21 protein-coding genes and 1 pseudogene are annotated in these 22,449 nt (G+C 59.5%); 9 read left to right on the top strand and 13 right to left on the bottom strand.

Annotated features, from left to right (window positions below; translation table 11 throughout):
• Window positions 1-6 precede the first annotated feature (6 nt).
• The 3 genes from potG to DCS96_RS02875 all read right to left on the bottom strand — a co-directional run bounded on the left by potG (window position 7) and on the right by DCS96_RS02875 (window position 3,748).
• On the bottom strand, window positions 7-1,143 hold the full coding sequence (gene potG / locus DCS96_RS02885; protein ID WP_116472845.1) for a putrescine ABC transporter ATP-binding subunit PotG: 1,137 nt from the start codon (window positions 1,141-1,143) through the stop codon (window positions 7-9).
• 55 nt (window positions 1,144-1,198) lie between these two features.
• The gene (locus tag DCS96_RS02880) at window positions 1,199-2,308 is read right to left on the bottom strand and encodes an extracellular solute-binding protein (RefSeq protein WP_116474506.1); all 1,110 of its coding nucleotides are present in this window, start codon (window positions 2,306-2,308) and stop codon (window positions 1,199-1,201) included.
• Window positions 2,309-2,419: 111 nt separating this feature from the next.
• On the bottom strand, window positions 2,420-3,748 hold the full coding sequence (locus DCS96_RS02875) for a glutamine synthetase family protein (RefSeq protein WP_116472844.1): 1,329 nt from the start codon (window positions 3,746-3,748) through the stop codon (window positions 2,420-2,422).
• Between the two features lie 240 nt (window positions 3,749-3,988).
• Between DCS96_RS02875 and DCS96_RS02870 the strand changes: the two genes are divergently transcribed.
• Genes DCS96_RS02870 through DCS96_RS02860 form a run of 3 tightly spaced genes read left to right on the top strand, consistent with a single transcriptional unit; the run spans window position 3,989 to window position 6,929 of the window.
• Window positions 3,989-5,341, top strand: a complete 1,353-nt coding sequence (locus tag DCS96_RS02870) for a glutamine synthetase family protein (RefSeq protein ID WP_116472843.1) — start codon at window positions 3,989-3,991, stop codon at window positions 5,339-5,341.
• A gap of 14 nt (window positions 5,342-5,355) precedes the next feature.
• A complete protein-coding gene (locus tag DCS96_RS02865) occupies window positions 5,356-6,633 on the top strand; it encodes an NAD(P)/FAD-dependent oxidoreductase (RefSeq protein WP_116472842.1) in 1,278 nt (425 codons plus the stop codon).
• A gap of 41 nt (window positions 6,634-6,674) precedes the next feature.
• Window positions 6,675-6,929: a DUF1289 domain-containing protein gene (locus DCS96_RS02860; RefSeq protein ID WP_116472841.1), complete on the top strand. Its 255-nt coding sequence runs from the start codon at window positions 6,675-6,677 to the stop codon at window positions 6,927-6,929.
• Window positions 6,930-7,129: 200 nt separating this feature from the next.
• On the opposite strand, the gene DCS96_RS02855 is transcribed toward DCS96_RS02860, so the two are convergent.
• Entirely contained in the window at window positions 7,130-8,047 is a 918-nt protein-coding gene (locus DCS96_RS02855; RefSeq protein ID WP_116472840.1) for a LysR substrate-binding domain-containing protein, read from the bottom strand.
• 114 nt (window positions 8,048-8,161) lie between these two features.
• Here DCS96_RS02855 and DCS96_RS02850 point away from each other — a divergent pair, with 114 nt between their 5' ends.
• Together DCS96_RS02850 and DCS96_RS02845 are read left to right on the top strand one after the other, a co-directional pair.
• Window positions 8,162-9,385, top strand: a complete 1,224-nt coding sequence (locus DCS96_RS02850) for a M20 aminoacylase family protein (protein ID WP_116472839.1) — start codon at window positions 8,162-8,164, stop codon at window positions 9,383-9,385.
• A gap of 46 nt (window positions 9,386-9,431) precedes the next feature.
• Window positions 9,432-10,838: a YfcC family protein gene (locus DCS96_RS02845; protein ID WP_198649905.1), complete on the top strand. Its 1,407-nt coding sequence runs from the start codon at window positions 9,432-9,434 to the stop codon at window positions 10,836-10,838.
• Here the strand turns inward: DCS96_RS02845 and DCS96_RS02840 are convergent.
• From DCS96_RS02840 to queC, 5 genes are all read right to left on the bottom strand, one after another.
• Window positions 10,832-11,710: an alpha/beta fold hydrolase gene (locus DCS96_RS02840; RefSeq protein WP_116472838.1), complete on the bottom strand. Its 879-nt coding sequence runs from the start codon at window positions 11,708-11,710 to the stop codon at window positions 10,832-10,834. The genes DCS96_RS02845 and DCS96_RS02840 overlap by 7 nt on opposite strands.
• Before the next feature lie 15 nt (window positions 11,711-11,725).
• On the bottom strand, window positions 11,726-12,538 hold the full coding sequence (locus tag DCS96_RS02835) for a MetQ/NlpA family ABC transporter substrate-binding protein (protein WP_116472837.1): 813 nt from the start codon (window positions 12,536-12,538) through the stop codon (window positions 11,726-11,728).
• A gap of 334 nt (window positions 12,539-12,872) precedes the next feature.
• Entirely contained in the window at window positions 12,873-13,592 is a 720-nt protein-coding gene (queE, locus tag DCS96_RS02830; RefSeq protein ID WP_116472836.1) for a 7-carboxy-7-deazaguanine synthase QueE, read from the bottom strand.
• On the bottom strand, window positions 13,589-13,945 hold the full coding sequence (gene queD / locus DCS96_RS02825) for a 6-carboxytetrahydropterin synthase QueD (RefSeq protein WP_116472835.1): 357 nt from the start codon (window positions 13,943-13,945) through the stop codon (window positions 13,589-13,591). Before queD ends, queE begins: the two co-directional genes overlap by 4 nt.
• Window positions 13,933-14,640: a 7-cyano-7-deazaguanine synthase QueC gene (gene queC, locus DCS96_RS02820; RefSeq protein WP_116472834.1), complete on the bottom strand. Its 708-nt coding sequence runs from the start codon at window positions 14,638-14,640 to the stop codon at window positions 13,933-13,935. Before queC ends, queD begins: the two co-directional genes overlap by 13 nt.
• A gap of 261 nt (window positions 14,641-14,901) precedes the next feature.
• On the opposite strand from queC, the gene DCS96_RS02810 reads away from it, so the two are divergent.
• The gene (locus DCS96_RS02810) at window positions 14,902-15,453 is read left to right on the top strand and encodes a hypothetical protein (RefSeq protein ID WP_157953563.1); all 552 of its coding nucleotides are present in this window, start codon (window positions 14,902-14,904) and stop codon (window positions 15,451-15,453) included.
• A 778-nt stretch (window positions 15,454-16,231) separates the two neighbouring features.
• Here DCS96_RS02810 and DCS96_RS02805 read toward each other — a convergent pair.
• From DCS96_RS02805 to umuD, 4 genes and pseudogenes are all read right to left on the bottom strand, one after another.
• The gene (locus DCS96_RS02805; RefSeq protein WP_116472831.1) at window positions 16,232-16,630 is read right to left on the bottom strand and encodes a hypothetical protein; all 399 of its coding nucleotides are present in this window, start codon (window positions 16,628-16,630) and stop codon (window positions 16,232-16,234) included.
• 628 nt (window positions 16,631-17,258) lie between these two features.
• Window positions 17,259-17,495: pseudogene (locus DCS96_RS18755) on the bottom strand (Arm DNA-binding domain-containing protein); the annotation flags it as partial.
• A 121-nt stretch (window positions 17,496-17,616) separates the two neighbouring features.
• Window positions 17,617-18,882, bottom strand: a complete 1,266-nt coding sequence (umuC, locus tag DCS96_RS02795; RefSeq protein WP_456300734.1) for a translesion error-prone DNA polymerase V subunit UmuC — start codon at window positions 18,880-18,882, stop codon at window positions 17,617-17,619.
• Window positions 18,882-19,316, bottom strand: a complete 435-nt coding sequence (gene umuD, locus DCS96_RS02790; protein WP_116472828.1) for a translesion error-prone DNA polymerase V autoproteolytic subunit — start codon at window positions 19,314-19,316, stop codon at window positions 18,882-18,884. The genes umuC and umuD overlap by 1 nt, the downstream gene beginning before the upstream one ends.
• A gap of 115 nt (window positions 19,317-19,431) precedes the next feature.
• Between umuD and DCS96_RS02785 the strand changes: the two genes are divergently transcribed.
• The 3 genes from DCS96_RS02785 (at window position 19,432) to DCS96_RS18910 (ending at window position 22,400) form a co-directional block, all read left to right on the top strand.
• Window positions 19,432-20,016 carry an SOS response-associated peptidase gene (locus tag DCS96_RS02785; protein WP_116472827.1) on the top strand — a complete coding sequence of 195 codons (585 nt, stop codon included), beginning with the start codon at window positions 19,432-19,434 and terminating at the stop codon, window positions 20,014-20,016.
• Between the two features lie 499 nt (window positions 20,017-20,515).
• Window positions 20,516-21,643: a bifunctional DNA-binding transcriptional regulator/O6-methylguanine-DNA methyltransferase Ada gene (gene ada / locus DCS96_RS02775; protein WP_332870191.1), complete on the top strand. Its 1,128-nt coding sequence runs from the start codon at window positions 20,516-20,518 to the stop codon at window positions 21,641-21,643.
• A 355-nt stretch (window positions 21,644-21,998) separates the two neighbouring features.
• Complete coding sequence (locus tag DCS96_RS18910; RefSeq protein WP_116472825.1) at window positions 21,999-22,400, top strand: HigA family addiction module antitoxin; 402 nt, start codon at window positions 21,999-22,001, stop codon at window positions 22,398-22,400.
• Window positions 22,401-22,449: the final 49 nt, after the last annotated feature.

Raw genomic sequence — 22,449 nt, 5'->3', positions numbered from 1 at the left:
AACTCCCTAATCCTGAAGGACGGCACAACTGTCCGCCTCCCAACGCAAATGAACCCGCTCCCCCCAGGTCGGGTTGCCCTTGTGCGAGCGGTGACGGTTGGGCAGGGTCGCCATGATGCGTTTCCCCGAGGCCAGCCGGATATGATAGACCGACAGGCTGCCGAGATAGGCGATGTCTTCCACCTCTCCGCTCAGCCAGTTGTCATCCCGGGACGGGGCCTGGTCACAGAGCTGCAGCTTTTCTGGCCGTATCGCTACCGTCACCGCCTGCCCTTCGGCCACCGACTGGCCATGGTTGACCAGGACCGGGTGCTCGAGTTCGGGACAGGACACCAGGCAGGTATCCGGCTCATCCCGCGCCACCACGCCATCAAACAGGTTGACCGAACCGATAAACTCGGCGCTGTAGCGGCAACTGGGGTATTCATAGATATCCAGCGGCTTGCCGACCTGGATCAGCCGGCCCCGGTTCATGATGGCAATGCGCCCGGCCATGGTCATCGCCTCTTCCTGATCATGGGTTACCATCACGCAGGTTACCCCCACCTGCTCTATGATATTTACCAGCTCGAGCTGCATTTCTTCCCTGAGTTTCTTGTCCAGGGCACCCATTGGCTCATCCAGCAGCAGCAGCTTGGGCTTCTTCGCCAGGCTGCGGGCCAGCGCCACCCGTTGCCGCTGGCCGCCGGATAACTGGTGAGGCTTGCGTCTGGCATAATCGCTCATCTGCACCAGCCGGAGCATCTCTGCCACCCGCTCGGCGATCTCGGCCTTGGGCAGGCCTTCCTGCTTCAGGCCGAAGGCGATATTGGACTCAACCGTCATATGGGGAAACAGCGCATAAGACTGGAACATCATATTGATGGGCCTGTCATAAGGGGCCACGGCGGCGATATCCTGTCCATCCAGCAGGATCTGGCCCTGCTCGGGCCGTTCAAACCCCGCCAGCAGGCGCAGCAGGGTCGACTTGCCGCAGCCCGAAGCGCCGAGCAGGGCAAAGATTTCGCCACGGCGGATGGTCAGGCTGACATCATCCACAGCCGCATAGCCATCGAACAGTTTGCTGAGGCCCCTTATTTCCAGGAAGGCCTCGGGTGTTGCCTTGTCGGCAAACGAGTCTTGATGATGGGTATTATCAGGCAACTGTGCCTACTCCCTCTTGTAAGAAGGTGCCGGTAAGTCCCGACACCCAGGCTGTTTAACGTCCGGTTTTTACCCGGGTCCAGGCGCGGGTGATCACCCGGTTTACGCGCTGCGGCAACAGCTTGGCGGTAAACAGGCGATCAGCAGCCTCGGCGGTGGGATATATGCCGGTGTCGTTCAGTATGCTTTCCTCCACAAACTCCCGGGCAAGCAAGTTGGGGTTGGCATAGGCGACATAGTTGCTGACCGCGCCGATCACTTCCGGCTTCAACAGGTAGTTGATCAACTGATGGGCATTATCCGGGTGCCGGGCATCCCTGGGGATGGCCAGCATATCGAACCACATCAGTGCGCCTTCCTTGGGGATCGAATAGGCGACCTTGACGCCCTGTTCCGCTTCATCGGCCCTGTCTCTGGCCTGCAGGATATCGCCCGACCAGCCGACCGCCACGCATATATCCCCGTTGGCCAGGTCATTGATATATTTGGAAGAGTGGAAATAGGTGATATGCGGGCGCAGGCTCATCATCAGCTCGGTGGCCTCTCCCGAGTAATCGGCGGGCGTGGTGCTGTTGGGATCCTTGCCCAGATAGTTGAGTACGGTGGAAAAAATTTCGGTCGGGGCGTCCAGAAACGCCACGCCGCACTGGCTGAGCTTGGCCAGGTTTTCCGGCTTCAGCACCAGATCCCAGGAATTGACCGGGGCATCCTCGCCCAGGGCGGCCTTGACCTTGTCCACGTTATAGCCGATGCCGGTGGTGCCCCACAGGTACGGCACGCCATACTGGTTACCGGGATCCTTGTCGGCCAGCAGGGCCATGATCTTGGGATCCAGGTTGCCATAATTGCTCAGCTTGGACTTGTCCAATGCCATAAAGGCCCCAGCCATAATTTGACGTCCCATAAAGTCGCCGGTCGGCACCACCAGATCAAAGCCGGTATTACCGGCCAGCAGCTTGGCCTCCAGCACCTCGTTGGAATCAAATACATCATAGGTCACGGCAATACCGGTCTCGGCGGTAAAATTCGCCAGGGTATCCTCGGCGATATAGTCCGACCAGTTGTAGAAATTCACCTGGGGTGCTTCCTGGGCCTGTACACCGCTGCCCAGCACCAGCCCGGCAGCCAGCAGTGCGAGGCGAAAACCATTGTTCAAACTTGCCATGGGCATCTCCATCCTTGTAGGTAATGACATCTGATTTAAGGGCGGCACATCATACTCATACCGACCCGATTCGGGAATCGGGTCTCCGCAAATTATTTCGTGCCCGGCCGCTCACACATTGAGCAGCAAAAACTCCCGCTCCCAGGCGCTGATCACGGTAAAGAAGGCCTCATATTCCTTGCGTTTGACCGCGATAAAGGCATCGACAAAACGCTGGCCCAGCACGTCCCGCAGTTCATGATTCTGCTCCAGTGCCAGCAGCGCCTCCTCCAGGCTGCGAGGCAGGCCGAAGGGCATATTATAGGCACTGCCCTGTACCGGCGCCGTGGCCTCGATACCCTGGGTCATACCCAGATAGCCACAGGCCAGGCTGGCCGCCAGGGCCAGATAGGGGTTGGCATCGGCGCCCGCATAGCGGTTTTCGATGCGCCTGTCACTACCGCCCGAACGGGGCACCCGCAGGCCGACGGTGCGGTTGTCTTCCCCCCACGACATGTTGCGCGGCGCCGAGTCACCGAAGGCCAGCCGCCGGTAGGAGTTCACATTGGGGGCAAACAGGGCCACGACGGCGGGTACATAGCGCTGCAGGCCGCCGATATAATTCAGGAACAACTCGCTGTGGCTGCCGTCCGGGTTGGCGAATAGGTTGTTGCCGTCCTTGTCGACCAGGCTCTGATGAATATGCATGGCGCTGCCGGGCTCGTTTTTCATCGGCTTGGCCATAAAGGTGGCATAGACATGATGGCGCATCGCCGCCTCGCGCATGGTGCGCTTGAACAGGAATACCTGATCGGCCAGGTCCAGGGCATCACCATGGATGAAGTTGACCTCCATCTGGGCTGCCCCCGTCTCGTGGATCAGGGAGTCCACCTCCAGCTCCTGGGCCTCGCAGTAGTCATACATGTCTTCGAAGATGGGATCGAATTCATTGACCGCATCGATGCTGTATGACTGGCGCGCCGTTTCCGGTCGACCGTTGCGGCCGATGGGCGGTTCCAGGGGGTAATCCCAGTCCTCGTTTTTCTTGACCAGGAAGAACTCCAGCTCCGGCGCCACGACCGGTTGCCAGCCTTTTTGTTCATAGAGCTTCAGCACCCGGCGCAGCACGCTGCGCGGTGCCATTTCCACCGGTTCGCCCTCGGCATCGAAACAGTCATGGATCACCTGGGCGGTCGGCTCCGTCGCCCAGGGCACCAGCCGGGGGGTCCTGATATCCGCCTTCAGCTCCATGTCCTGCTCGGTCCAGTCGATACTGGTATCATCCGGCCAGTCACCATTGACCGTCTGCAGAAAAATATTGTCCGGCAAGCGCATCCCCCTCTCCTTGAGGAACTTGTCGGCGGGCAGGATCTTACCCCGGGCATTGCCGGTGAAATCCGGCAGCAGGCATTCCACCTCGGTGATGGCATGCTGGCGCATCCATAACCGTAATTTTTCCATGTCTTGCTTATCAGGATCTTGAACACTCATGATGCACACTCAACTGAGTTATCCGCTAGGGCTAGCATAGTTCATACTGGTTAGAATATACGAATCAATAACTTGTACGAAATTCAAGCTAAATGACAGGCGCCGTACGAGCCAATGGGATCCGGATCATAATTAATCGACATTGGTATATTAAAGTTCAACGGCAAGGCTTAGCTTTATTGGGGATGGGCGTTTTCTTAAGGACACATCATGGACAAGCCAGCCAGCGATCAAATCCAGAACCGGCCTCCCTGGGCCGACTTTCAATCCGTCGACCTGATGCTCTGTGATATCAACGGGGTACTCAGGGGCAAACGTATCCAAGTCAGCGCCCTGGAAAAAGCCCTGCGGGACGGCATCAGCCTGCCCGCCTCCGTGTTCGCCCTCGACATTACCGGCCAGACCGTCGAGGAAACCGGGCTGGGCCTGGCCCAAGGCGACACCGATCGTACCTGCCGGCTGCTGCCCCATACCCTGGCGCCCGTTCCCTGGCACAGGACCCCCTCGGGCCAGGTGTTGATGACCATGGAAGAGCTTGACGGCACCCCGTTCTTTGCCGATCCGCGCCATGTGCTGCAGAAGGTGCTGAAACGCCTGGAAGACAAGGGGCTGTTCCCCTGCGTGGCGGTTGAGCTGGAGTTCTACCTGGTAGATCAGAAGGAAGGGGCCGATGGCCTGCCCCAGCCCCCGATCCTGCCGGGCACGGATGAGCGCATGCACGACACCCAGGTCTATTCCCTCGACGATCTGGACAGCTGGGAGGACTTCCTGGTCCGGGTCGCCGAAGTCTGTGCCGTGCAGCGCATCCCCGCCGACAATGCGGTGGCTGAATATGCCCCGGGTCAGTTTGAAATCAACCTGACCCACCAGAACAACGCCGTCGATGCCTGCGATCAGGCCATACTGCTCAAGCGCGCCATCAAGGCCATTGCCATCAAGGAGGGCATGTACGCCACCTTCATGGCCAAGCCCTACAATGGCCAGGCCGGCTCGGGCATGCATATCCATGTCAGTCTGCTCGACAAGGATGGCAATAACGTGTTCGCCGACAACCATGATCTGCTGCGCCAGGCCATCGCCGGCGCCTGCAGCATGCTGCCCGAATCCATGGCACTGTTTGCCCCCAATGCCAATTCCTATCGCCGCCTGCAGCCCCATATGTATGTGCCGCTGCACGCCAGCTGGGGCTTTGATAACCGAACCGTGGCCCTGCGCATTCCTTCCGGTGACAAAAACAGTACCCGGCTGGAGCACAGGGTGGCGGGCGCAGACGCCAATCCCTACCTGGTGACCGCCGCCATCCTGGCCGCCATCGACCACGGCATCAGCGAACAACTGAGGCCCCCCTCGCCCATACAGGACGATGCCAACAAGCTGGACCTGGCGCTGTTGCCCTATCGCTGGCAGGACGCCCTGGACAGGTTCGCCCAGTCCCACCGGCTGTCTCAGTATCTGGGCAAGGAATTTCATCGTGCCTATCTGATCAACAAGCGCCATGAACTGGCCGAGTTCGATCAGCATGTCACCCCGCTGGAATACCAGTGGTATCAACATCTGGTCTGAACACAAGGGATCCCATGCACGCCGCCCATGCCAACTCCTATTATGCCGCCTCCCTCAACCTGCCCCTGAGCTACCCGGCCCTTGAGGAAAACCTGGATGTGGATGTCTGCATCGTCGGGGCCGGCATCACCGGGGCCGCCGCCGCGCTGACGCTGGCGGAAAAAGGCTACTCGGTGGCGGTGCTGGACGCCAACCGGGTCGGCTGGGGGGCATCCGGGCGTAACGGCGGCCAGATGATCTTCGGCTATGCCTGCGAACAGTCCAGGCTGACCCGCCTGGTGGGCATGGAGACCAGCCGCGCCCTGTGGGATATTTCCATCGAAGCCATGGCCCTGATGCGCCGGCGCATCCGCGACCACGGGATCGACTGCGATCTGGCCGACGGCCACCTGCATGCGGCAGTGAGACCCCGCCATATGCACGAGCTGGAGGCCTGGGCCACCGAACTGGAGCGCGACTTCGGATACCGGGGGCTGCAGCTGTGGGACCGGCACCAGCTAAACCGGCAGTTGGCTTCCAATGCCTACCTGGGCGGCCTCTATGACCCCAACAGCGGCCATGTACACCCGCTCAACTATACCCTGGGGCTGGTCCGGGCCGCGGCCCGGGCCGGGGCCCGTTTCTTCGAGCACAGTCCGGTGACCCGGATCGAGCGGGGCGCCGCACCGGTGGCCCACACGGAAAAGGGCCGGGTACGCTGCCGTCAGCTGCTGCTGTGCGGCAATGCCTACCTGCAGGGACTGGCACCGGAAATCGAGCGCAAGCTCATGCCGGTCGGCACCTATATCACCGCCACCGAGCCGCTTGGCCGCGAGCGCGCCGAGGCGCTTATCGCCAATCACATGGCGGTGGCAGATCTCAACTTCGTGCTGGACTACTTTCGCCTGAGCGCCGACCATCGCTTGCTGTTCGGGGGCAGGGTCAGCTATTCCCGGCTGGATCCGCCCAACCTGGCCGCCGCCATGGGCAGGCGCCTGCGCGCCGTGTTTCCCCAGCTGGCGGACGTACGCCAGCAATACACCTGGGGAGGCTATGTGGGCATCACCCTCAACCGGGCACCCCACTTCGGCCGGCTTGAACGGAATATCTACTATGCCCAGGGCTTTTCCGGCCACGGCCTGGCGCTGACCGGCATGGCCGGCAGCCTGATGGCCGAGGCCGTGGCCGGCTGTGCCGAGCGTTTCGATCTGTTCGGACGCATCCCCCACAGGGACTTTCCCGGCGGACGCCTGCTGCGCACCCCGGCCCTGGTGCTGGCCATGGCCTGGTATCGGTTAAGAGATCTGTTGTAATGCAGGTCAGAAATGCTCCATTATGGGAACAGGAGGTGCCGATGGAGCAGCTGGAGTTTTTCACCGTGCAGAGCCCCTGCATCGGTGTATGTCAGGTCAATAACAGGGGCTATTGCAAGGGCTGCCTGCGCAACCGGGAAGAGCGCTTCAACTGGTTGCAGATGACGCCCCGGCAGCAACGGGAAGTCATCCGCCTGTGTCATGATCGCCGGCGGCGGATCCTCGCCGCCGCCCGTAAGAAGCAGCTCGAACAGGAAGCGGCGGCAGCGCCGCGCCAGGATGAACTGCCGTTCTGATGGCAACCGGAGCAGGCGGTGGTGAAGGCGTAACAGCCCCCCGGTGATGCTTATCCGGCAACAGCCAACCGCTCGCCCAGCCAGCCGGCAATCTGCTCGGCCCCAGGATACCCTGCCGCTGTGACCGGGCGTCATGCACTACCGCATTTGGCTTGTTTTATATCCTGGCCCGCGCCTGCTGCGCGCGCCCGTGAACCGGCTCAGCTTGTCAGTCCCTGAGGCACCAGCACCTGCTCGTTGATATGACGCTTGAACAGGGCGGCAAGCCGCTCTGCGCCCAGGTTGAGGGGCACTCCCCTGAGCTTGAGTATGCCAAGGGCATGGGCCGGAAACCGGGGCAGTGCGTTAAAGCAGGACAACCCGCAGCCGGCGAGCGGATCTTCAAAAAAGACCCGTGGGCCAAAGCCCACCAGGTCGGTCCGGCGAATCAGCTCTATCATCAGCAAGGGCGAGTCGCAGCGGACAATACGCGGTGACCGTCCCCCCTGGGTGTCGAGCCAGCTCACCAGTTGCTGGGCCGAGCTGCCGGTGGTCAGGTTCAGTACCCAGCGGGCGTCCAGCATCTGGGACCAGTCGGTGGCTGCCAGTAGCGGATGCCCCTCCCGCGCCACCGGCTCGGAAAAAATACGAGTCAGAGGTTCGAAGGCGATTTCATAGGGCAACTGTTCAGGCTCGGCCACAGCAATGGCGAAGTCGAAATGCCCCTCCAGCAACCCGGGCAGTACCGTAGTCAGCATGCCCTCGACAAACCTCAGGCTAACATCCGGCAGCTCACGTTCAAACTCGTTCAGCACCGTCGGCAGCGCGGTCGAGGCAATGGCTGTGGTCACCGCCGCCGTGACCTGAATCCCTGCCCCTCCCTGCAGCCAGCGGATCTCATCGCGCGCCTTGTCCAGGGTGGACAGCGCCAGACGCGCCCGGGTCAGCAGCGTCTGGCCGGCAGGTGTGAACTCGACGCCGCGATAGCTGCGGATCAGCAGCTTTGCCCCCAGATCGGCCTCCAACTCGCGCAAGGCCTTGGTCAAGGCACTCTGACTCAGGTGCAGCGCCCTGGCCGCACCGCGAATCGAGCCCTCCTCGGCCACCTTCAGCAAGGCCTTGAGCTGATGATCTTTCATATCAACTGATTACCTCAGGTTGTCACCAGACAACATTTGTTGCCTTTACAGTATCACTCACGGCTGACACCATGGTGAAACACAGATGAAAAACCATGTCAGCCGGTGAGTATTATGACAGTGAACGCAGACATTAAGCCAGGTCTCGACCAGATGAAGGGCTGGCGACGCCAGATCCATCAGCACCCGGAGCTGGGCTTTGAAGAGTTCTCAACCAGCCAGCTGGTTGCGGAACGACTCCAGGAATGGGGCTACGAGATCCATACCGGCATCGCTGTCACCGGCGTCGTGGGCGTGCTGCGCTGGGGTGACCAGCCGGGCCTGCGCCTGGGACTGCGCGCGGATATGGATGCCCTGCCCATTCAGGAAGCAACGGGACTACCCTGGGCCAGCCAGGTGGCGGGCAAGATGCACGCCTGTGGCCATGATGGCCATACCGCCATTCTGCTGGGCGTCGCCGAAACCATGGCGCGCCGGCATCGGGAACAGGGACTGCCCGGCAGCGGCACCTTAACCCTGATTTTCCAGCCCGCAGAGGAGCTGGGCGGCGGTGGCGGCGCCCAACGCATGCTGGAGGAAGGCCTGTTCCAGCGCTTTCCCTGCGATGCGCTCTTTGCGCTGCATAATTTCCCCGGTGTGCCTGTAGGCAAGCTCTGCTTTCGCGAAGGCGCCTTTATGGCCTCGTCGGACACGGCCAAACTGACCTTCGTCGGCAAGGGCGGTCACGGCGCCCTGCCCCAGCTGTCCCGGGACCCCACCCTGCCGGCGGCGGCCACCGTACTGGCCCTGCAAAGCATTGTGGGTCGCAATGTGGATCCCAGTCTGGTCTCGGTGATCAGCGTCGGCCGCATGCAAGCGGGCACGTCCGCCAACGTGATCCCCAACACCGCCGAGCTGGAGCTCACCATTCGCACCCTGGATCCCGAGGTGCGCAACACCCTGGAACGTCGTATTCGCACCCTGGCCCAGTCCCAGGCCGAGGCCTTCGACTGCCAGTGCGACATCGACTACCAGCGCGGCTACCCGGTGCTGATCAATGATCCGGCCATGACCCAACTCGCGGTCGACACCGCCCGGGCGGTGTTCGGCGACGACCACGTCGAGGCGTCCACCGCGCCCCTGACCGGCAGTGAAGACTGCGCCTACTTTCTGGAGCAGGTGCCCGGCTGTTACTTCCTGGTCGGCAACGGCGACAACGGCCATGAGGCCGGCGCCAGACTAGGGCCCTGCAGCCTGCATAACCCCCATTACGACTTTAACGACGACTGTATGGAGGCGGCCTCCACCTTTCTGGTGAAGCTGATCTCCCGTTATTTCGAACAATCGGTACAGCCCTGATAATGGCGTTCAATTGCCAATGCCCTTCATTTTCAAGGAGAGAGACATGAACCAGCCCCACCCCCGTGCCGGGAGCGATAACAAGCAACGCAGGTGGTTTAACGAGTTTCCCGATCCCATGGTGTTAATCTTCATGGTGCTGGTCGGGGTATACCTGCTGACTTTCATTATTCCGGCCGGTGAGTTCGCCCGCGAAATCGTGGACGGCAGGAGCCGGGTTATTCCCGGCTCCTTCCAGCTGATTGCTGAAACGGCCCCGCTGCACTTCTTCGAGCTGTTCCTGGCCATTCCCCGGGGCATGATCAATGCCTCCCAGTTCCTGTTTATCGTGTTTATCGCCGGCGGCCTCTTTCATGTGCTGCAGTGCACGGGCGCACTGGAAAACGTGGTCGGTGTTGCCGCCAACAAGGTCGGTGCCGGCAACAGCACCAGGAGACGCAATCTGATCATCGTGCTGGGTACCTTTATCTACGGCTTTTTCGGCGTGGCCGTGGGCGGTGAAAATAATATCGCGCTGGTGCCCGTGGGCGTGCTGGTGGCCTCGGCCATCGGCTGCTCGCGGCTGGTGGGCGTGACCATGGCCGTTGGCGGCATCGGCATCGGTTTTGCCCTGTCGCCGATCAGCCCCTATACCGTGGGTGTGGCCCAGAACATTGGCGAACTGCCGCTGTTCTCGGGCTGGGGTCTGCGTCTGCTGATGGTGCTGGCGGCGCTGGCCATGCTGTCGGCCTATATCTGTCTGCGCGTGGTCAAGATGGAGTTCCATGATGAGCAGCCAGTCGAGATGAGCAAGCCACTGCAGGAATACCGGCTGTCACGCCAGGACCTGATGACCCTCGCCATCTTCCTGACAGGTCTGGGCGCTCTACTGACCGGCGTGTTCAGCCGCGGCTGGTACATCAAGGAAATTACCGCCATCTTCCTGATGATGGCGATCGTGATCGGCTTTGCGGCGGGCATGAGTGCCAACCAACTGGTCAAGCGGATGATGGAAGGCGCGGCCTCGGTCACCTCGGGCGCGCTGGTGATTGGCCTGGCAGCCTCGATCCCAGTGATTTTGCAGGATGCCCAGGTCATTGACACCATCGTCAAATCGCTGAGCTCGGTGCTGGAAGGCATGCCCGTGGCCCTTGCCGCCGTGGTGACCAGTATTATTCAGGGGGTAATCAACCTGTTTATTCCCAGCGGCTCGGCCCAGGCCTTGATCACCATGCCGATCCTGATCCCGCTGGCGGATCTGATCGGCATGAGCCGGCAGTTGATGGTCTCTGCGTTTCAAATCGGCGATGGCCTGACCAACCTGTTCATTCCCACCGCGGGCGGCATCCTGGCCATGCTGGCGCTGGGCCGGGTCTCCTACGCCCAGTGGTTGCCGGTCATTGTGCCCATCATGGCGCCCATCTACGTACTCTGCTGGGGGTTGATGGTCGCCGCCGCCTACCTGGGCTACTGATCAACAGCGCTGCCGGGGCCGGGTTCATCCCGGCCCAGCCCCTCGAAAAGCCAGCCGGCAATCTGCTCGGCTGGCTTTTCTTCCATATGCAGATGGTGGCCGCCGGCCAGTATTTTTAGCTCAAGGTCCGGCACCAGTCCCAGCCAAGGCTCGACCCGCGCCATGCCGATCCCCTGCTCCGCCATCACCAGCAACACCGGCATGGTGAGCCGGCGCAGAAAGGCGGTGATTTGCTGCTCGCACAACCGGACCACCGACGGCTGGGTCAGCGCCAGATCGCTGCGCCAGTACCAGCCATCGGCCTCCTGCCGCAAGCCCCGTTCCAGCAGCAGGCGGGCCGCCTCCCGGCTTACCGGCCAGCGGCTGTTGATACGCGCCGCTACCGCCTGCTCGAAGCTGGCATAAGGCCGCAACGAGCGCCGGCTCAGACGCGCCCCCTTGAGCAGGGCGTCGGCCATCTGTCCCGGCAACTGGTCGGCCGGATAATCGAGCGGGGTGAGGCCGTCCAGCAGGAACAGCTGGCCGACCCGTTCGGGGAAGGCGCCGGCAAAGAGGGTGGCCACCCCGGCTCCCATGGAATGGCCGAGCAACGCCACCCGCTCCAGTCCCAGCTCATCCACCAGGGCCAGCACATCGGCCACATTGTCCCAGATGTAATAGGGCTGGCCGGTGGGCCGGTGAGCGGAATGGCCATGGCCCGCCAGATCCAGGGCGATCAGCCGCACCTGGGGCAACCGCCGGGCCAGCAGGGTAAAGCTGGCCGCGTTGTCGAGCCAGCCGTGCAGCGCCACCACAGGCACGGCCTGGGGGTCGCCCCACTCCATCACCGCCATACGGCGACCGTGAATGTCAAACTGCCAGGAACGGTGCATAACGCCTGTCCGCGCTTACTGGCCCCAGGCTTCGGGGTACTTGTAGCCCTCGAAGCGCTCGACCACGTATTCCTTGAAGGAGTCCGAGTTGTAGGCGGCGATCAGGTCCTGCACAAAGGGTTGTGCCTTGTCTTCGCTGCGCACCACCACCCAGTTGATAAAGTCGTAGCTGCGTTCCAGGAACAGCCCCTCGGTAAAGGCGATGCCGCTGGAAGCCGCATAGTTGCCGTTGATCACCGAGAAATCCACATCCTCCCGCGAACGGGGCAATTGCGCCGCCTCCAGCGGCACCAGTTTGATACCCTTGATGTTCTCCACCACATCGAACTCGCTGGCACGCAACTGCTCTATGCCTTCCCTGAGCTTGATCCAGCCCATGTCTTCAAGCATCAGCAAGGCCCGGGCCTGGTTGGACGGGTCGTTCGGCAGGGCGACCGTGCTGCCGGCTTTGACCTCGTCCAGGCTGTTCAGCTTGCCGGCGTACAAGCCCATGGGACCGGTGGGCACCTGGGTGATCGGGCTCAGGCTCAGGCCGCGATCCTGGCTGAAGGTATCCAGGTAGGGCTGGTTCTGGAAGCAATTCACATCCAGCGCCCCTTCGGCCAGAGCCAGGTTGGGCATCACATAGTCGGTAAACTCCACCAGCTCGACGCTATAGCCCTGGGCTTCGAGCTGGGGCTTGATCGACTCGGTCACCATATCGGCAAAGTCACCGACAGTGGTGCCGATCACGATGTGCCTGTTATCGGGATCGGCGGCCAGCACGGAGAACGAAAACGAACAGGCGGCCAGGGCCAGCAGCGGCAGCTTGAGGAAGGTACGACGCATGAATGCTCCTTGGGGTATGCGAAAAAATTCAGGTGAGCAACACTAAGGTGCCGGCCGGATACAGCTAAGCCGGCCTTTGGCAGTAGGGATGCCGCCACAGAGCATACATGGATGTACTCGCTGCGTGCCGGCGTGATGTACCGGCCTGCACCACCATGAGATCTTGGCTGCTCCGGGTCAGAGAATAAAGCCAACCACCTGAACATATACACGTTTAGACTTTTAGATGGCCATGGTATCAAGTGACACCATAAACACCAAGTGTAAAAGCGCCCGCTTCCCGCCGTCACGGGCCTGTGTGGAAAGAAAAGCTAAAAACAGGAAATAGCGGGGCTCAGACCCCGCGTTCGTTGTTCCAGATCAGCACATGCAGCTGGGGCAGCACCCGGGCCCGGTACCAGGCATCCTCCGATACCCTGTCCACCAGCCAGCGTAGGCGGGCATTGAGCGCCTCGGTATCGGTCTCCAGCTCCGGCGCCTCCGGGGTGGCCGGTGCCGGATTGCAGGGCTGCAGGGTCAGGGGCAGCTGCGGATATTGATCGGCCAGCGCCCTCGCCCAGCGATAATCCTCCTCGTCGGCGATCACCAGTTTCAGGCTCACCCGGGTTTGAGGCCCCGCGGCCGCCAGGCAGGCATCGAAGCGTTCCTTGTTAAAGGCCATGGCCGAGGACGGCGGCTTGGGGCTCAGGGTCAGGTGATCCAATTTGGCAAACCAGTCCTGGGCCCGGCTGCCCTGGGTTTCCATGGCGAAGGTATAGCCCTGGGCCTGGCCCAGGCTCAGCAGCCCGCCCAGGGGCTGCAATGCCGGGTTGCCGCCGGACAGGGTGATCAGCAGCGGCTTGTCGCCGCTCAGCCGGCGTACCTCGGCCATGATGGCCTCGGCGCTCATGGGGGTCCAGTCGCGCTTGAAACGAGGCTCCACCGCGTACAGGGTATCGCACCAGCTGCAACGGAAGTCGCAGCCGCCGGTACGCACAAAGAGGGTGGGCATGCCGATCAAGGCCCCCTCCCCCTGAATGGTGGGGCCGAAGATTTCACTGATGGCAATGGTCATGGGCGGTACTCGGCCCAGGTCTTGGGGGTTTCCGAGACGCTGACGGCGCTCACCTCCGGCCAGTGCCCGTGGGCCCACTCGAACAGATGCCTGGCCAGCCGCTCGGCGGTGGTGCACTCATCCCCCAGCACTTCGTTCAGATGCCGGTGATCCAGGTGGTCGTCGATATAGTCCTTGAAGGCTTTCAGTTCAAGGTAGTCGCGTACGAAGCCGTATTGGTCCAAGGTTTCGCTTTTCAGCTCGATTTCCACCACATAGTTATGGCCATGCAGACGGGAACAGGGATGATGCGCCGGCATCTGCTTGAGCTGATGAGAGGCGGAAAAGTGAAACTCTTTCCTTATTGTGAACATGCTTTGACCCTCGCCACCGCTGCCTGCCAGTATGCGCCATCCTGGTAGGGGGTCGGGTCGACCACTCCCGCCAGGGTCATGGCCTCGATGCGCTCGACACAGGTGCCACAGCGGCCACAGTGGGTCTCACCGCCCTCGTAACAGGACCAGGTGTCTGCCACCGGCACCCCGTAACGGGCGGCGTCTCGGGCGATGGCGGTCTTGTCGGCGTCCACGTAAGGGGCGTACAACGCCACCTCACCGACCCCTTCCAGCGCCTTGGCCTGCATCTCGGCAAACAACCGGATGAAGTCGGGCCGGCAGTCCGGGTAGATAAAGTGATCGCCGCCGTGAACGGCGATGGCCACCGTATCCAGACCCTGGGCCGAGGCGATTCCGAAGGCGATGGTCAACATGATGGCGTTGCGGTTGGGCACCACTGTCACCTTCATGTTTTCTTCGCTGTAATGGCCGTGGGGCACGTCAATATCGTCGGTCAGGGCTGAGCCGCTCAGCTGGCGGCCGATATTGCCGATATCCAGCACATGGTGGGGCACATCCAGCCGCTCGGCACACAGGCGGGCGGCATCGATTTCTTTCTTGTGGCGCTGACCGTAATCGAAGGTCAACAGGGCGCCCAGGGCACCTTCTGCCGCCAGCCGACAGGCCAGGGTGACGGAGTCGAATCCGCCGGAGCATATTACTAACGCTTTCATTGTGAGTCCTTGTTTTATCCGGGTAGGCTGCGACCGGGTTCAAAAGCGGGCATATTCTACCGGTTGACGGTCCTCAGGCCAATAGTTTCATATAAAGATTTCTGACCGGTTCGGACGAATCCCGAGCTCCCCGCCATAAATAACCATGACGCGGCCCGCTCAAGCTGACTAAGATTAATAACATGCGACGCTTGGAGCAGATGCAGGACAGCAGACGAACGCCACGGCGTCACAACAAGAACCATCAACAGGTCAGGGAAGATGAAAAATCTCGCACTCTTAATGGCGGCGGCCATCTCAACCAGCGCTTGTTCGGGCCTGAACCTGCCCATGTTTACCAGTATCCCTCCCAACACGCCGGGAGTGTCGACCGCCCTCTCCGACAAGACCGGGCAACGGGTGATAGATACCATTTCTTTCTCCTCGGCCAATACCTTTGCAAAGGAGCCGATTACCGACTGTGTCAACGGGCATATTTCTCCCCCGGCTACAGCCCGGCCCGACACCGAGCCCCGACTGATCCAATTTGCCGGCAACGATCGCATCATGGCCACCGGTAGCAGCCCGTTTACCTATCGCCAGTATGGCGTGATCCCGTTCAGGAATATCCTCGACTTCAACCTGTCGGTGGCCGCCAGGCCCGGTGGCACCAGTTACCGGTTCAGGGATGTGATCCAGATCCATCAGGGCACGGCGAGTCCAATACGTCTCTACGACAAGGGCAACCAGCAGGTATATAACTCGCTGCAAAGCCTGTTCCGTGAGCTGGATGCCTGTACCGCTGACCGGCGGCACCCAAGAAAAACCGCCTGACACCAGCCCCCTACAGGCTTGCTTTGGCAGCGTGCCTGGGCTAGGGTGTGAGTTGAATTTTTTATATATTTTTTAATTAGTTGCATAATCAGACTGTTTACGGAGAGGTGTTTATGCACGGTGTTTTTCCTTCCTTGCCAGGCTGCGTTACCCCCTGTCCGGCTTGAGCCGGGCGCCTCCGGGCCACCCGGCCTCTTCATCTGAAATCAGTCAAGCACCTATCGTGTCAATCCGGTCTTGTTCGACCGGGCAACCAGAAGGAGACCATGCCTTGAAGCCTTTACCCTGCCGTGGCGGGAATATCCCGCAGCCTTTTTCGTTCATCGCCCGAGCGTTCAAGGAGTTTGGGGGGTGAGTCATGATCCGGGAGGAACATAGCGGCGTGTCCCCGACGGATGCAAGTAACGGGAGCATGGTGATGAGCAAGGAAAAAGTGAAGAAGAAAGCGGAAAAATCCCTGAAGGAAAAACGCCAGGAAAAGCGCGAGAAGCGCCAGCAGAGGGCCTAAGCCAGCCTGAAAACCACAATGACCGGGGGCTGTCAGGCCCCCTTAAGTGCTCGGCATTAGCCCGGCGGCGCCCTTTCACCTGAAACAAACAGCCCCTAAACATAGGGGCTGTTTTTATTGAGCAGTGCCTGTCGGCAGGGCTCGTCGTCAGCTTAGCATGTATAATGACGGCGGTTGTCTTGGTTAATTTTTTGTTTTGGTTAACTGAAAACTAGCCGGTTTTTACCGCCGTTTTCTACCTTTTCACGTGAATACTCGATGAATGATTATTTATTCCAACTTATTACACCGCACGGGACCAAACCAGGTTTCACCATTTACCACTACGGAAATTTTTGGATTACCGGTGACACCATTAACTGCAGCTCCCTGCTTCGGCAGTACAATTTCACCCGATAATTCCAGCGTGAGGTCAACTTGCTCCCTTACGCTCTGGTCATGACTACCACCACCGTCAAAGTAAACCGTTACAGGGACATTATGCAGTGTAATAGTTGGGCCCAGCACGATATCGGGACCCCTATTGCTGCAGCCTCCATCAATGGACATATCCAAGGTCGCGGGCAAATCCAGGTTTTTAACCACATTGACTGCCTGTGCGGAAAAAGAGCCAGTCAGTGCCAGCGACATGAACATCGCTAAGGCTGCGGTCCGGGATACCATATTCATGGTATAAACCTCCAGTTATCAAATACTTACAGTCAAGCAGTAAATCTCTTTCCGGTGATCTCGGTTGGCGAAAAACAATGCTTCTCGAGCCGGACAAACACACTACCAGACTAGGGTGTGTTCCTATGCTACACAGCTATTGCTCAGGCACTGTGGGACAAGGTGCACACCACGCAGTTTGGTGAACCCAAATCAGCGGTAAGCAACGCAACAGTATGGAGTAATAACCTTGCTCCTTCGAGTAGCACCTCCAGCCGACAATCAGGGCTGCCACTGGGGAATGAGTAAATTATGTTCAGTATAGGAACACATACTAACCCGCAAATATCGGGCCGGCATCTTATCACCTTGAAAATAAAAGATTTATTGGGTGTAAAAAGTGAACAGACCACACCAAATGTAACACTCAAGCAACATACTGACGGTGGTTTTTTCTAATTTATTGATTTTAAAAATAATAAATTTTAGCGGGGTGTACTATAAATGAAACAATCCTGTCCATGCAGATTACATAGGCCCGCCCGGCTTTCATCCTGCCAGCCGGTCTACTCTGAGTAGAAGCCTCGAAATCGATTTCATCCCAGGTGACATGAAGCAAATCACTCATCCGTACCGGAGCCAGCAAGATCGGTGGCTTACCATCGGCCACCATCCGCTTGGCCTCAACCAGTCGCTCCCGGGCTTCTGCCAGGGTAATTCCACCCTCGCCATAATGGCCAAAAGTGATCGTCTCCTGGTGGTCATAGATTGAGTGATTATAACGGATCGAGACGGTGATGGCGGGCGTTACATCCACATAGAGGCCATCACGATCGGCCACCTTGTTCTGGGGTTTCAGGTTTCTCAGCTTGGAGTCTGTCAGCATTTGTAGTTTTCCACAAAATACCGTCGTTAATACCGTCAGACGTTGAACCCTAAAATACGTGATGCACATCACACCAGATGCAATGATATATGCCAGCCACTCAGCGATATAGCCTCTCTTATTAGAGCACCACAGGAATGTCACCCAGGCGGGTGGTATAGGCTGGCGACAACCGTGCCCGCTTCATCTGCCACGGCTTGTTGATCCCTTCTCCCGCCAGGAACAACCTGCCGCGCCTGGACTGGTTGATGGCGTCCATCACCTGCATCAGCTCGACACTGTGCAACCGCTCATTGACCTGCTCGAACAGCCCCGGTTGATAAGTACCGGGCGGCCAGAAATCACACAACATCACCCCGGCTTTCTGGTAACGGCATCCGTCTTTCCAGATCGCCTCCAGCCCCCGCACGGCGGCAGCCACCATATCACGGGTATCGGCCGTGGGCAGCGTCAATTCGACCGAAGCATGGTTGCTGTAGCGGGGCTCGTTCTCGGCGAACGGTGACGTTCGAATAAACACCTGCACCAGCCGACAGGTTTGCCGCTGCTGGCGCAGCTTCTCGGCGGCCCGGCTCGCATACTGGCACACCGCCTCCCGCATGGGCTGATATTCGGTGACACGTTCACCAAAGGAGCGGGAATTGATGATCTGCTTCTTGGGGGCAGGGCTGTCTTCCCAGGGAATGCAGGCAATGCCGTTCAGCTCCATGATGGTGCGCTCCAGCACCACGGAAAACTGCTTTCGAGCCAGTTTGGGCGGCACTTTGGCCAGATCCAGCGCTGTGGTTACCCCCTGGGCCACCAGCTGCCGGGTCAGCCGCCGGCCGATGCCCCATACCTCCTCCACCGGCGTGATCGCCATCAGCCTGCGCTGCCGATTCCGGGCGCTAAGATCCACCACCCCGCCGGTGGCCGGCCATTTCTTGGCCGCGTAGTTGGCCAGCTTGGCCAGGGTCTTGGTCGGCGCTATGCCCACCCCCACGGTAATCCCTACCCATTGCTCAACCCTTGCCCTCACCTGCTTGCCAAACGCCACCAGCTCCATGGCATTCGCAACACCGGTCAAATCCAGAAAGGCCTCGTCGATGCTGTACACCTCCACCGCCGGCGCCAGCATTTCCAGCACTCGCATCACCCGGCTGGAGATATCCGCATACAGGGTATAGTTACTCGAAAAGGCCATGCCACCCGCCCGTTCATACTCTGCCATTATCTTGAAATAGGGCTCGCCCATTCTGATGCCCATGGCCCTGGCCTCGGCGGAGCGGGCCACCACGCAGCCGTCGTTGTTGGACAGCACCACCACCGGCCGGCCACGCAAATCAGGCCTGAACAGCCGCTCGCAGCTGGCATAGAAGTTATTACAGTCCACCAGGGCGTAGCTGATCATGGCCGCCGGAACGCATGGATGACATTGGTGACCACACCGAATACGTCCAGGGTTTCGCCATCGGCAAACTCGATGGGCCGAAATCGGTTGTTGGCCGGCACCAACCGCACCCGGGGCCTGAGCGCCAGGTATTTGCAGGTCATCTCACCGTTCACCGCGGCGATCACCACATCGCCGTGCCGAGCTTCCAGGCTGCGATCGACCACCAGCACATCTCCCGGCCGAATGCCGGCATTGAGCATGCTCTCGCCCCCGGCCCGCACCAGATAGGTGGCGGCCGGATGCTTGATGCAGAGATCATTGAGATCAATCGCCTGCTCCACATAATCCTGGGCCGGACTGGGAAAACCGCACTGGGCCCGTTCCAGGATCAGCGGCAACGGCTGACGGCTACGCTGCTGGTGGGGCCCAAGGGGAGTCACTGCATCCATGTTCAAACCTTTATGTACTGTATATATGAACAGTATATTTTGAGTGCGGCATTTCGACAAGATCACCAAATGAAGCCTGCTGGCGGGTCTACACTCAAAACATTGGGAGGACGCTATGTGTGGCAGATTTGCACTGGATATCGAGCTAAGCACCCAGGTCGGCGCCAGGCTGGGCATTGCGTTCAACACTCCGCCCAATGATGATGTGCGCCCCACCCACACAGTGGCCACGGTGGCCTGGCTCGATGACCGCTTACAGCAGCTGAACACCCACTGGGGTATCAAGCCGGAGTGGGCCACGCATTGGCTGATCAACGCCAAGGCGGAAACCGTGACCGGCAAAAAAACCTTCGCCCGCGCCTTTGCCGAGCACCGCTGCCTGGTGCCCTGCTCGGGCTGGTATGAATGGCGGGATGAAGGCGGGCCGAGAAAACAAAAATACCGGTTCGAACATGCCAGCGGCGATGAGCTCTACATGGCCGGCATCTGGTACCCGGCACGCGAGCACGAAGCCAGCCCGGCGCTGGTTACGCTCACCACCCAGCCGGACGAACTGTGTGCTCAATATCACAACCGCATGCCGCTGTTGATCGCAGCAGAGCATATTCACTACTGGTTTGGCTCAACTCCGGAACAACTGACGCCGCTGCTCACACCGACCACCAATACACAGATTGCTGTTACAGCATCTGATCAATAAAGGCATCTGGCGCCGACGGGTAAAGCCCCTAGCTTCAACTTGGGCCGGCCCATCATCCATCGTCACGACTGGGAGTTATCCCGTCATCTCCGCGAAGACGGAGTTCCAGGACAAGGAGCACGGCCCGGATCACCACAACCGATCTGCAGAAACACATGGACTCCCACCTTAGTGGGAGTGACGACCATTCCTGGAAATGAGCAATCCATAACAAATGGACAGCCTTCACCTGCTCGTTGAGGAACAGGGAGCCAAGCAATATCGCCGGGACAGGAACCCGCAAGGTGACCAGCAGCGGGTTGGTTGCTCCTGCCGTTTCCAATTCTATCGCGAACAAGCTGCCCCGGGCTGCTCTCGAAGGTAAGGCCCATAGGGAGCTTGCTCCTGGGTCAACATCTCAGCGGCTCAAAACCGCCATTGTCGCCCAGGGGGCAACGTTAACTCCGGTATCACAGGGTCTGTAAAATATCGGCGTTAACGATAACCCGGCAATAATCGGATGGAAGCGCCAGGCAAAATAAGGTCATATAACGGTTATCAAGGTCTAACTCGAGTTCATGCCATGTCGATGCCATCTGAACAGGAAATGAGGCAAGCGATAGCTGCCAGGGACAAGTCCCGTGATGGCCAGTTTTTCTATGGGGTCATCACGACCGGCGTCTTCTGCCGGCCGTCCTGCGCTACGCGCTCGGCGAGACCCGAGCACCTGAGATTCTTCCCGACCGTGGAAAGCGCCATGCTATCCGGTTTCAGGCCCTGTAAGCGCTGCCGGCCTGCTGAAGGAATATCACGCGTTGAACGACTGGTGGAGATCGCCCGTTACATTGAACAGCATGCCGATGAGCGGCTGACACTGGCTCACCTGGCCGAGATAGCCGGATTGTCACCATCAAGGCTGCAAAGAATATTCAAGCAGGCCCTGGGGATTTCCCCCAAAGCCTACCAGGACGCGGTTCGAATGCGGCATTTCAAGCAGTCCCTGAAGGAAGGTGACAGCGTGACTGACGCGATTTTCTCCTCTGGATTTGGCTCCATTAGCCGTGTCTACGGCGAAGCGAGCCGCAATATCGGCATGTCCCCCAGGGCCTATCGAACAGGCGGCGCAGGCGAGAGCATCATCTACGCCTGCCGAACCACTGCCCTGGGCCTGATGGCCATGGCAGCAACGGATAAAGGCGTCTGTTTTGCCCAGTTTGGTGATGATGAAACATCACTGCTCGCCCATCTGAAGGCGGAGTTTCCTCATGCTGAGTTACGCCCCTCCCCTGCGCAAGATGCCCCCGAACTCGATGCCTGGGTGGAAGCACTGGATCGGCATATCAGCCAAGGCGCTCCCCGGCCGGAGCTGCCCCTGGATATGCGCGGCACGGCGTTTCAAATGAAGGTGTGGCAGTTCCTGCTGAGCATCCGGGAAGGCGATGTTCTCAGCTATGGCGAGGTGGCTGCACACATCGACAACCCCAAGGCGGTACGGGCGGTCGCATCGGCCTGTGCCAAAAACCGTATTGGCGTGCTGATCCCTTGCCATCGGGTCTTAAGAGGGGACGGCAGCCTGGGTGGATATCGCTGGGGACTGGAGCGCAAACAAACACTGCTGGACGCAGAGAGAAAACGTCGTGTCGGTTAGTATTAAGCTGACGAACATCTGCCAGCGGCCACTGATGCTAACCCGGCGTGCGTTTCCCTTAGCCAGATTACCTGATCTCCGTGCAGCAACTTACCGCTTCACACTAAATGGCGGGCAAGCCGGGCATGCTCCAGCTTTTACAAACCCCAAGGGAAACCTCATAACAAAAATCCCATTAAAACATGGGCTTAAGTGTCATTTTATGCCGGTTAGTGCCAGCTTTTACCTAACGAGTGATTTCCACTCCATTATCAACAGTTACTTTCATTCGTTAAATATCAGAAACTGACAAGGACACCCTTCTTCGATACCAAGTAAAATACCACGTGCAGAATTTTTATAAACTTGGGATGAAATCACAGGATTCCAACATAAAGGGCTTGAAGCCTTCTACAAGACTGGGACGACCCGAGGCATTCAAGCGGCACATGCGGCCAAACTAAGTCGTATCCTGGCGTTACTGGACGTTGCCGCTGGTCCGGACGACCTCAACGTTCCCTCCTTCAGATTACACCAGTTGAAAGGTGAGCTGGGCCTGTCTGTCAAGGAAACGGCTGAGCGACTGGGCATGTCCCGTGTAGCTCTGTCCCGTGTACTGAACGGCCGAGCGGCGATCAGCCCTGACCTTGCTCTTCGTCTGGAAATGGCGGGAGTGAGCACGGCCCGAGCCTGGCTCGCCATGCAGGTGAACTACGATCTGGCCCAAGCCAGGCAACACCCGCAACCACCGATCAAGGCGCTACAGCCAACTGGTTGATACCTTAACCCAGCGTGATAAAGAAACCGCCTCACTTGAGGCGGTTTTC

It is taken from the genome of Zobellella maritima (genome assembly GCF_003075035.1).
Classification (GTDB): Bacteria; Pseudomonadota; Gammaproteobacteria; order Enterobacterales; family Aeromonadaceae; genus Oceanimonas; species Oceanimonas maritima.
Note: the sequence above shows the minus strand (reverse complement) of the source record. Positions and strands in the feature narration are given on the sequence as shown.

Excerpts from the sequence above, each read along its gene's own strand:
- DCS96_RS02835 (WP_116472837.1), bottom strand. The coding sequence starts at position 12,538 with ATGCGTCGTACCTTCCTCAAGCTGCCGCTGCTGGCCCTGGCCGCCTGT.
- DCS96_RS02840 (WP_116472838.1), bottom strand. The coding sequence starts at position 11,710 with ATGCACCGTTCCTGGCAGTTTGACATTCACGGTCGCCGTATGGCGGTG.
- DCS96_RS02810 (WP_157953563.1), top strand. The coding sequence starts at position 14,902 with ATGAAAAATCTCGCACTCTTAATGGCGGCGGCCATCTCAACCAGCGCT.
- DCS96_RS02855 (WP_116472840.1), bottom strand. The coding sequence starts at position 8,047 with ATGAAAGATCATCAGCTCAAGGCCTTGCTGAAGGTGGCCGAGGAGGGC.
- queE (WP_116472836.1), bottom strand. The coding sequence starts at position 13,592 with ATGACCATTGCCATCAGTGAAATCTTCGGCCCCACCATTCAGGGGGAG.
- DCS96_RS02865 (WP_116472842.1), top strand. The coding sequence starts at position 5,356 with ATGCACGCCGCCCATGCCAACTCCTATTATGCCGCCTCCCTCAACCTG.
- queC (WP_116472834.1), bottom strand. The coding sequence starts at position 14,640 with ATGAAAGCGTTAGTAATATGCTCCGGCGGATTCGACTCCGTCACCCTG.
- DCS96_RS02850 (WP_116472839.1), top strand. The coding sequence starts at position 8,162 with ATGACAGTGAACGCAGACATTAAGCCAGGTCTCGACCAGATGAAGGGC.
- DCS96_RS02805 (WP_116472831.1), bottom strand. The coding sequence starts at position 16,630 with ATGAATATGGTATCCCGGACCGCAGCCTTAGCGATGTTCATGTCGCTG.
- DCS96_RS02880 (WP_116474506.1), bottom strand. The coding sequence starts at position 2,308 with ATGGCAAGTTTGAACAATGGTTTTCGCCTCGCACTGCTGGCTGCCGGG.
- DCS96_RS02870 (WP_116472843.1), top strand. The coding sequence starts at position 3,989 with ATGGACAAGCCAGCCAGCGATCAAATCCAGAACCGGCCTCCCTGGGCC.
- DCS96_RS02875 (WP_116472844.1), bottom strand. The coding sequence starts at position 3,748 with ATGGAAAAATTACGGTTATGGATGCGCCAGCATGCCATCACCGAGGTG.
- ada (WP_332870191.1), top strand. The coding sequence starts at position 20,516 with ATGGAAGCGCCAGGCAAAATAAGGTCATATAACGGTTATCAAGGTCTA.
- umuD (WP_116472828.1), bottom strand. The coding sequence starts at position 19,316 with ATGGATGCAGTGACTCCCCTTGGGCCCCACCAGCAGCGTAGCCGTCAG.
- queD (WP_116472835.1), bottom strand. The coding sequence starts at position 13,945 with ATGTTCACAATAAGGAAAGAGTTTCACTTTTCCGCCTCTCATCAGCTC.
- DCS96_RS02785 (WP_116472827.1), top strand. The coding sequence starts at position 19,432 with ATGTGTGGCAGATTTGCACTGGATATCGAGCTAAGCACCCAGGTCGGC.
- DCS96_RS02860 (WP_116472841.1), top strand. The coding sequence starts at position 6,675 with ATGGAGCAGCTGGAGTTTTTCACCGTGCAGAGCCCCTGCATCGGTGTA.
- DCS96_RS02845 (WP_198649905.1), top strand. The coding sequence starts at position 9,432 with ATGAACCAGCCCCACCCCCGTGCCGGGAGCGATAACAAGCAACGCAGG.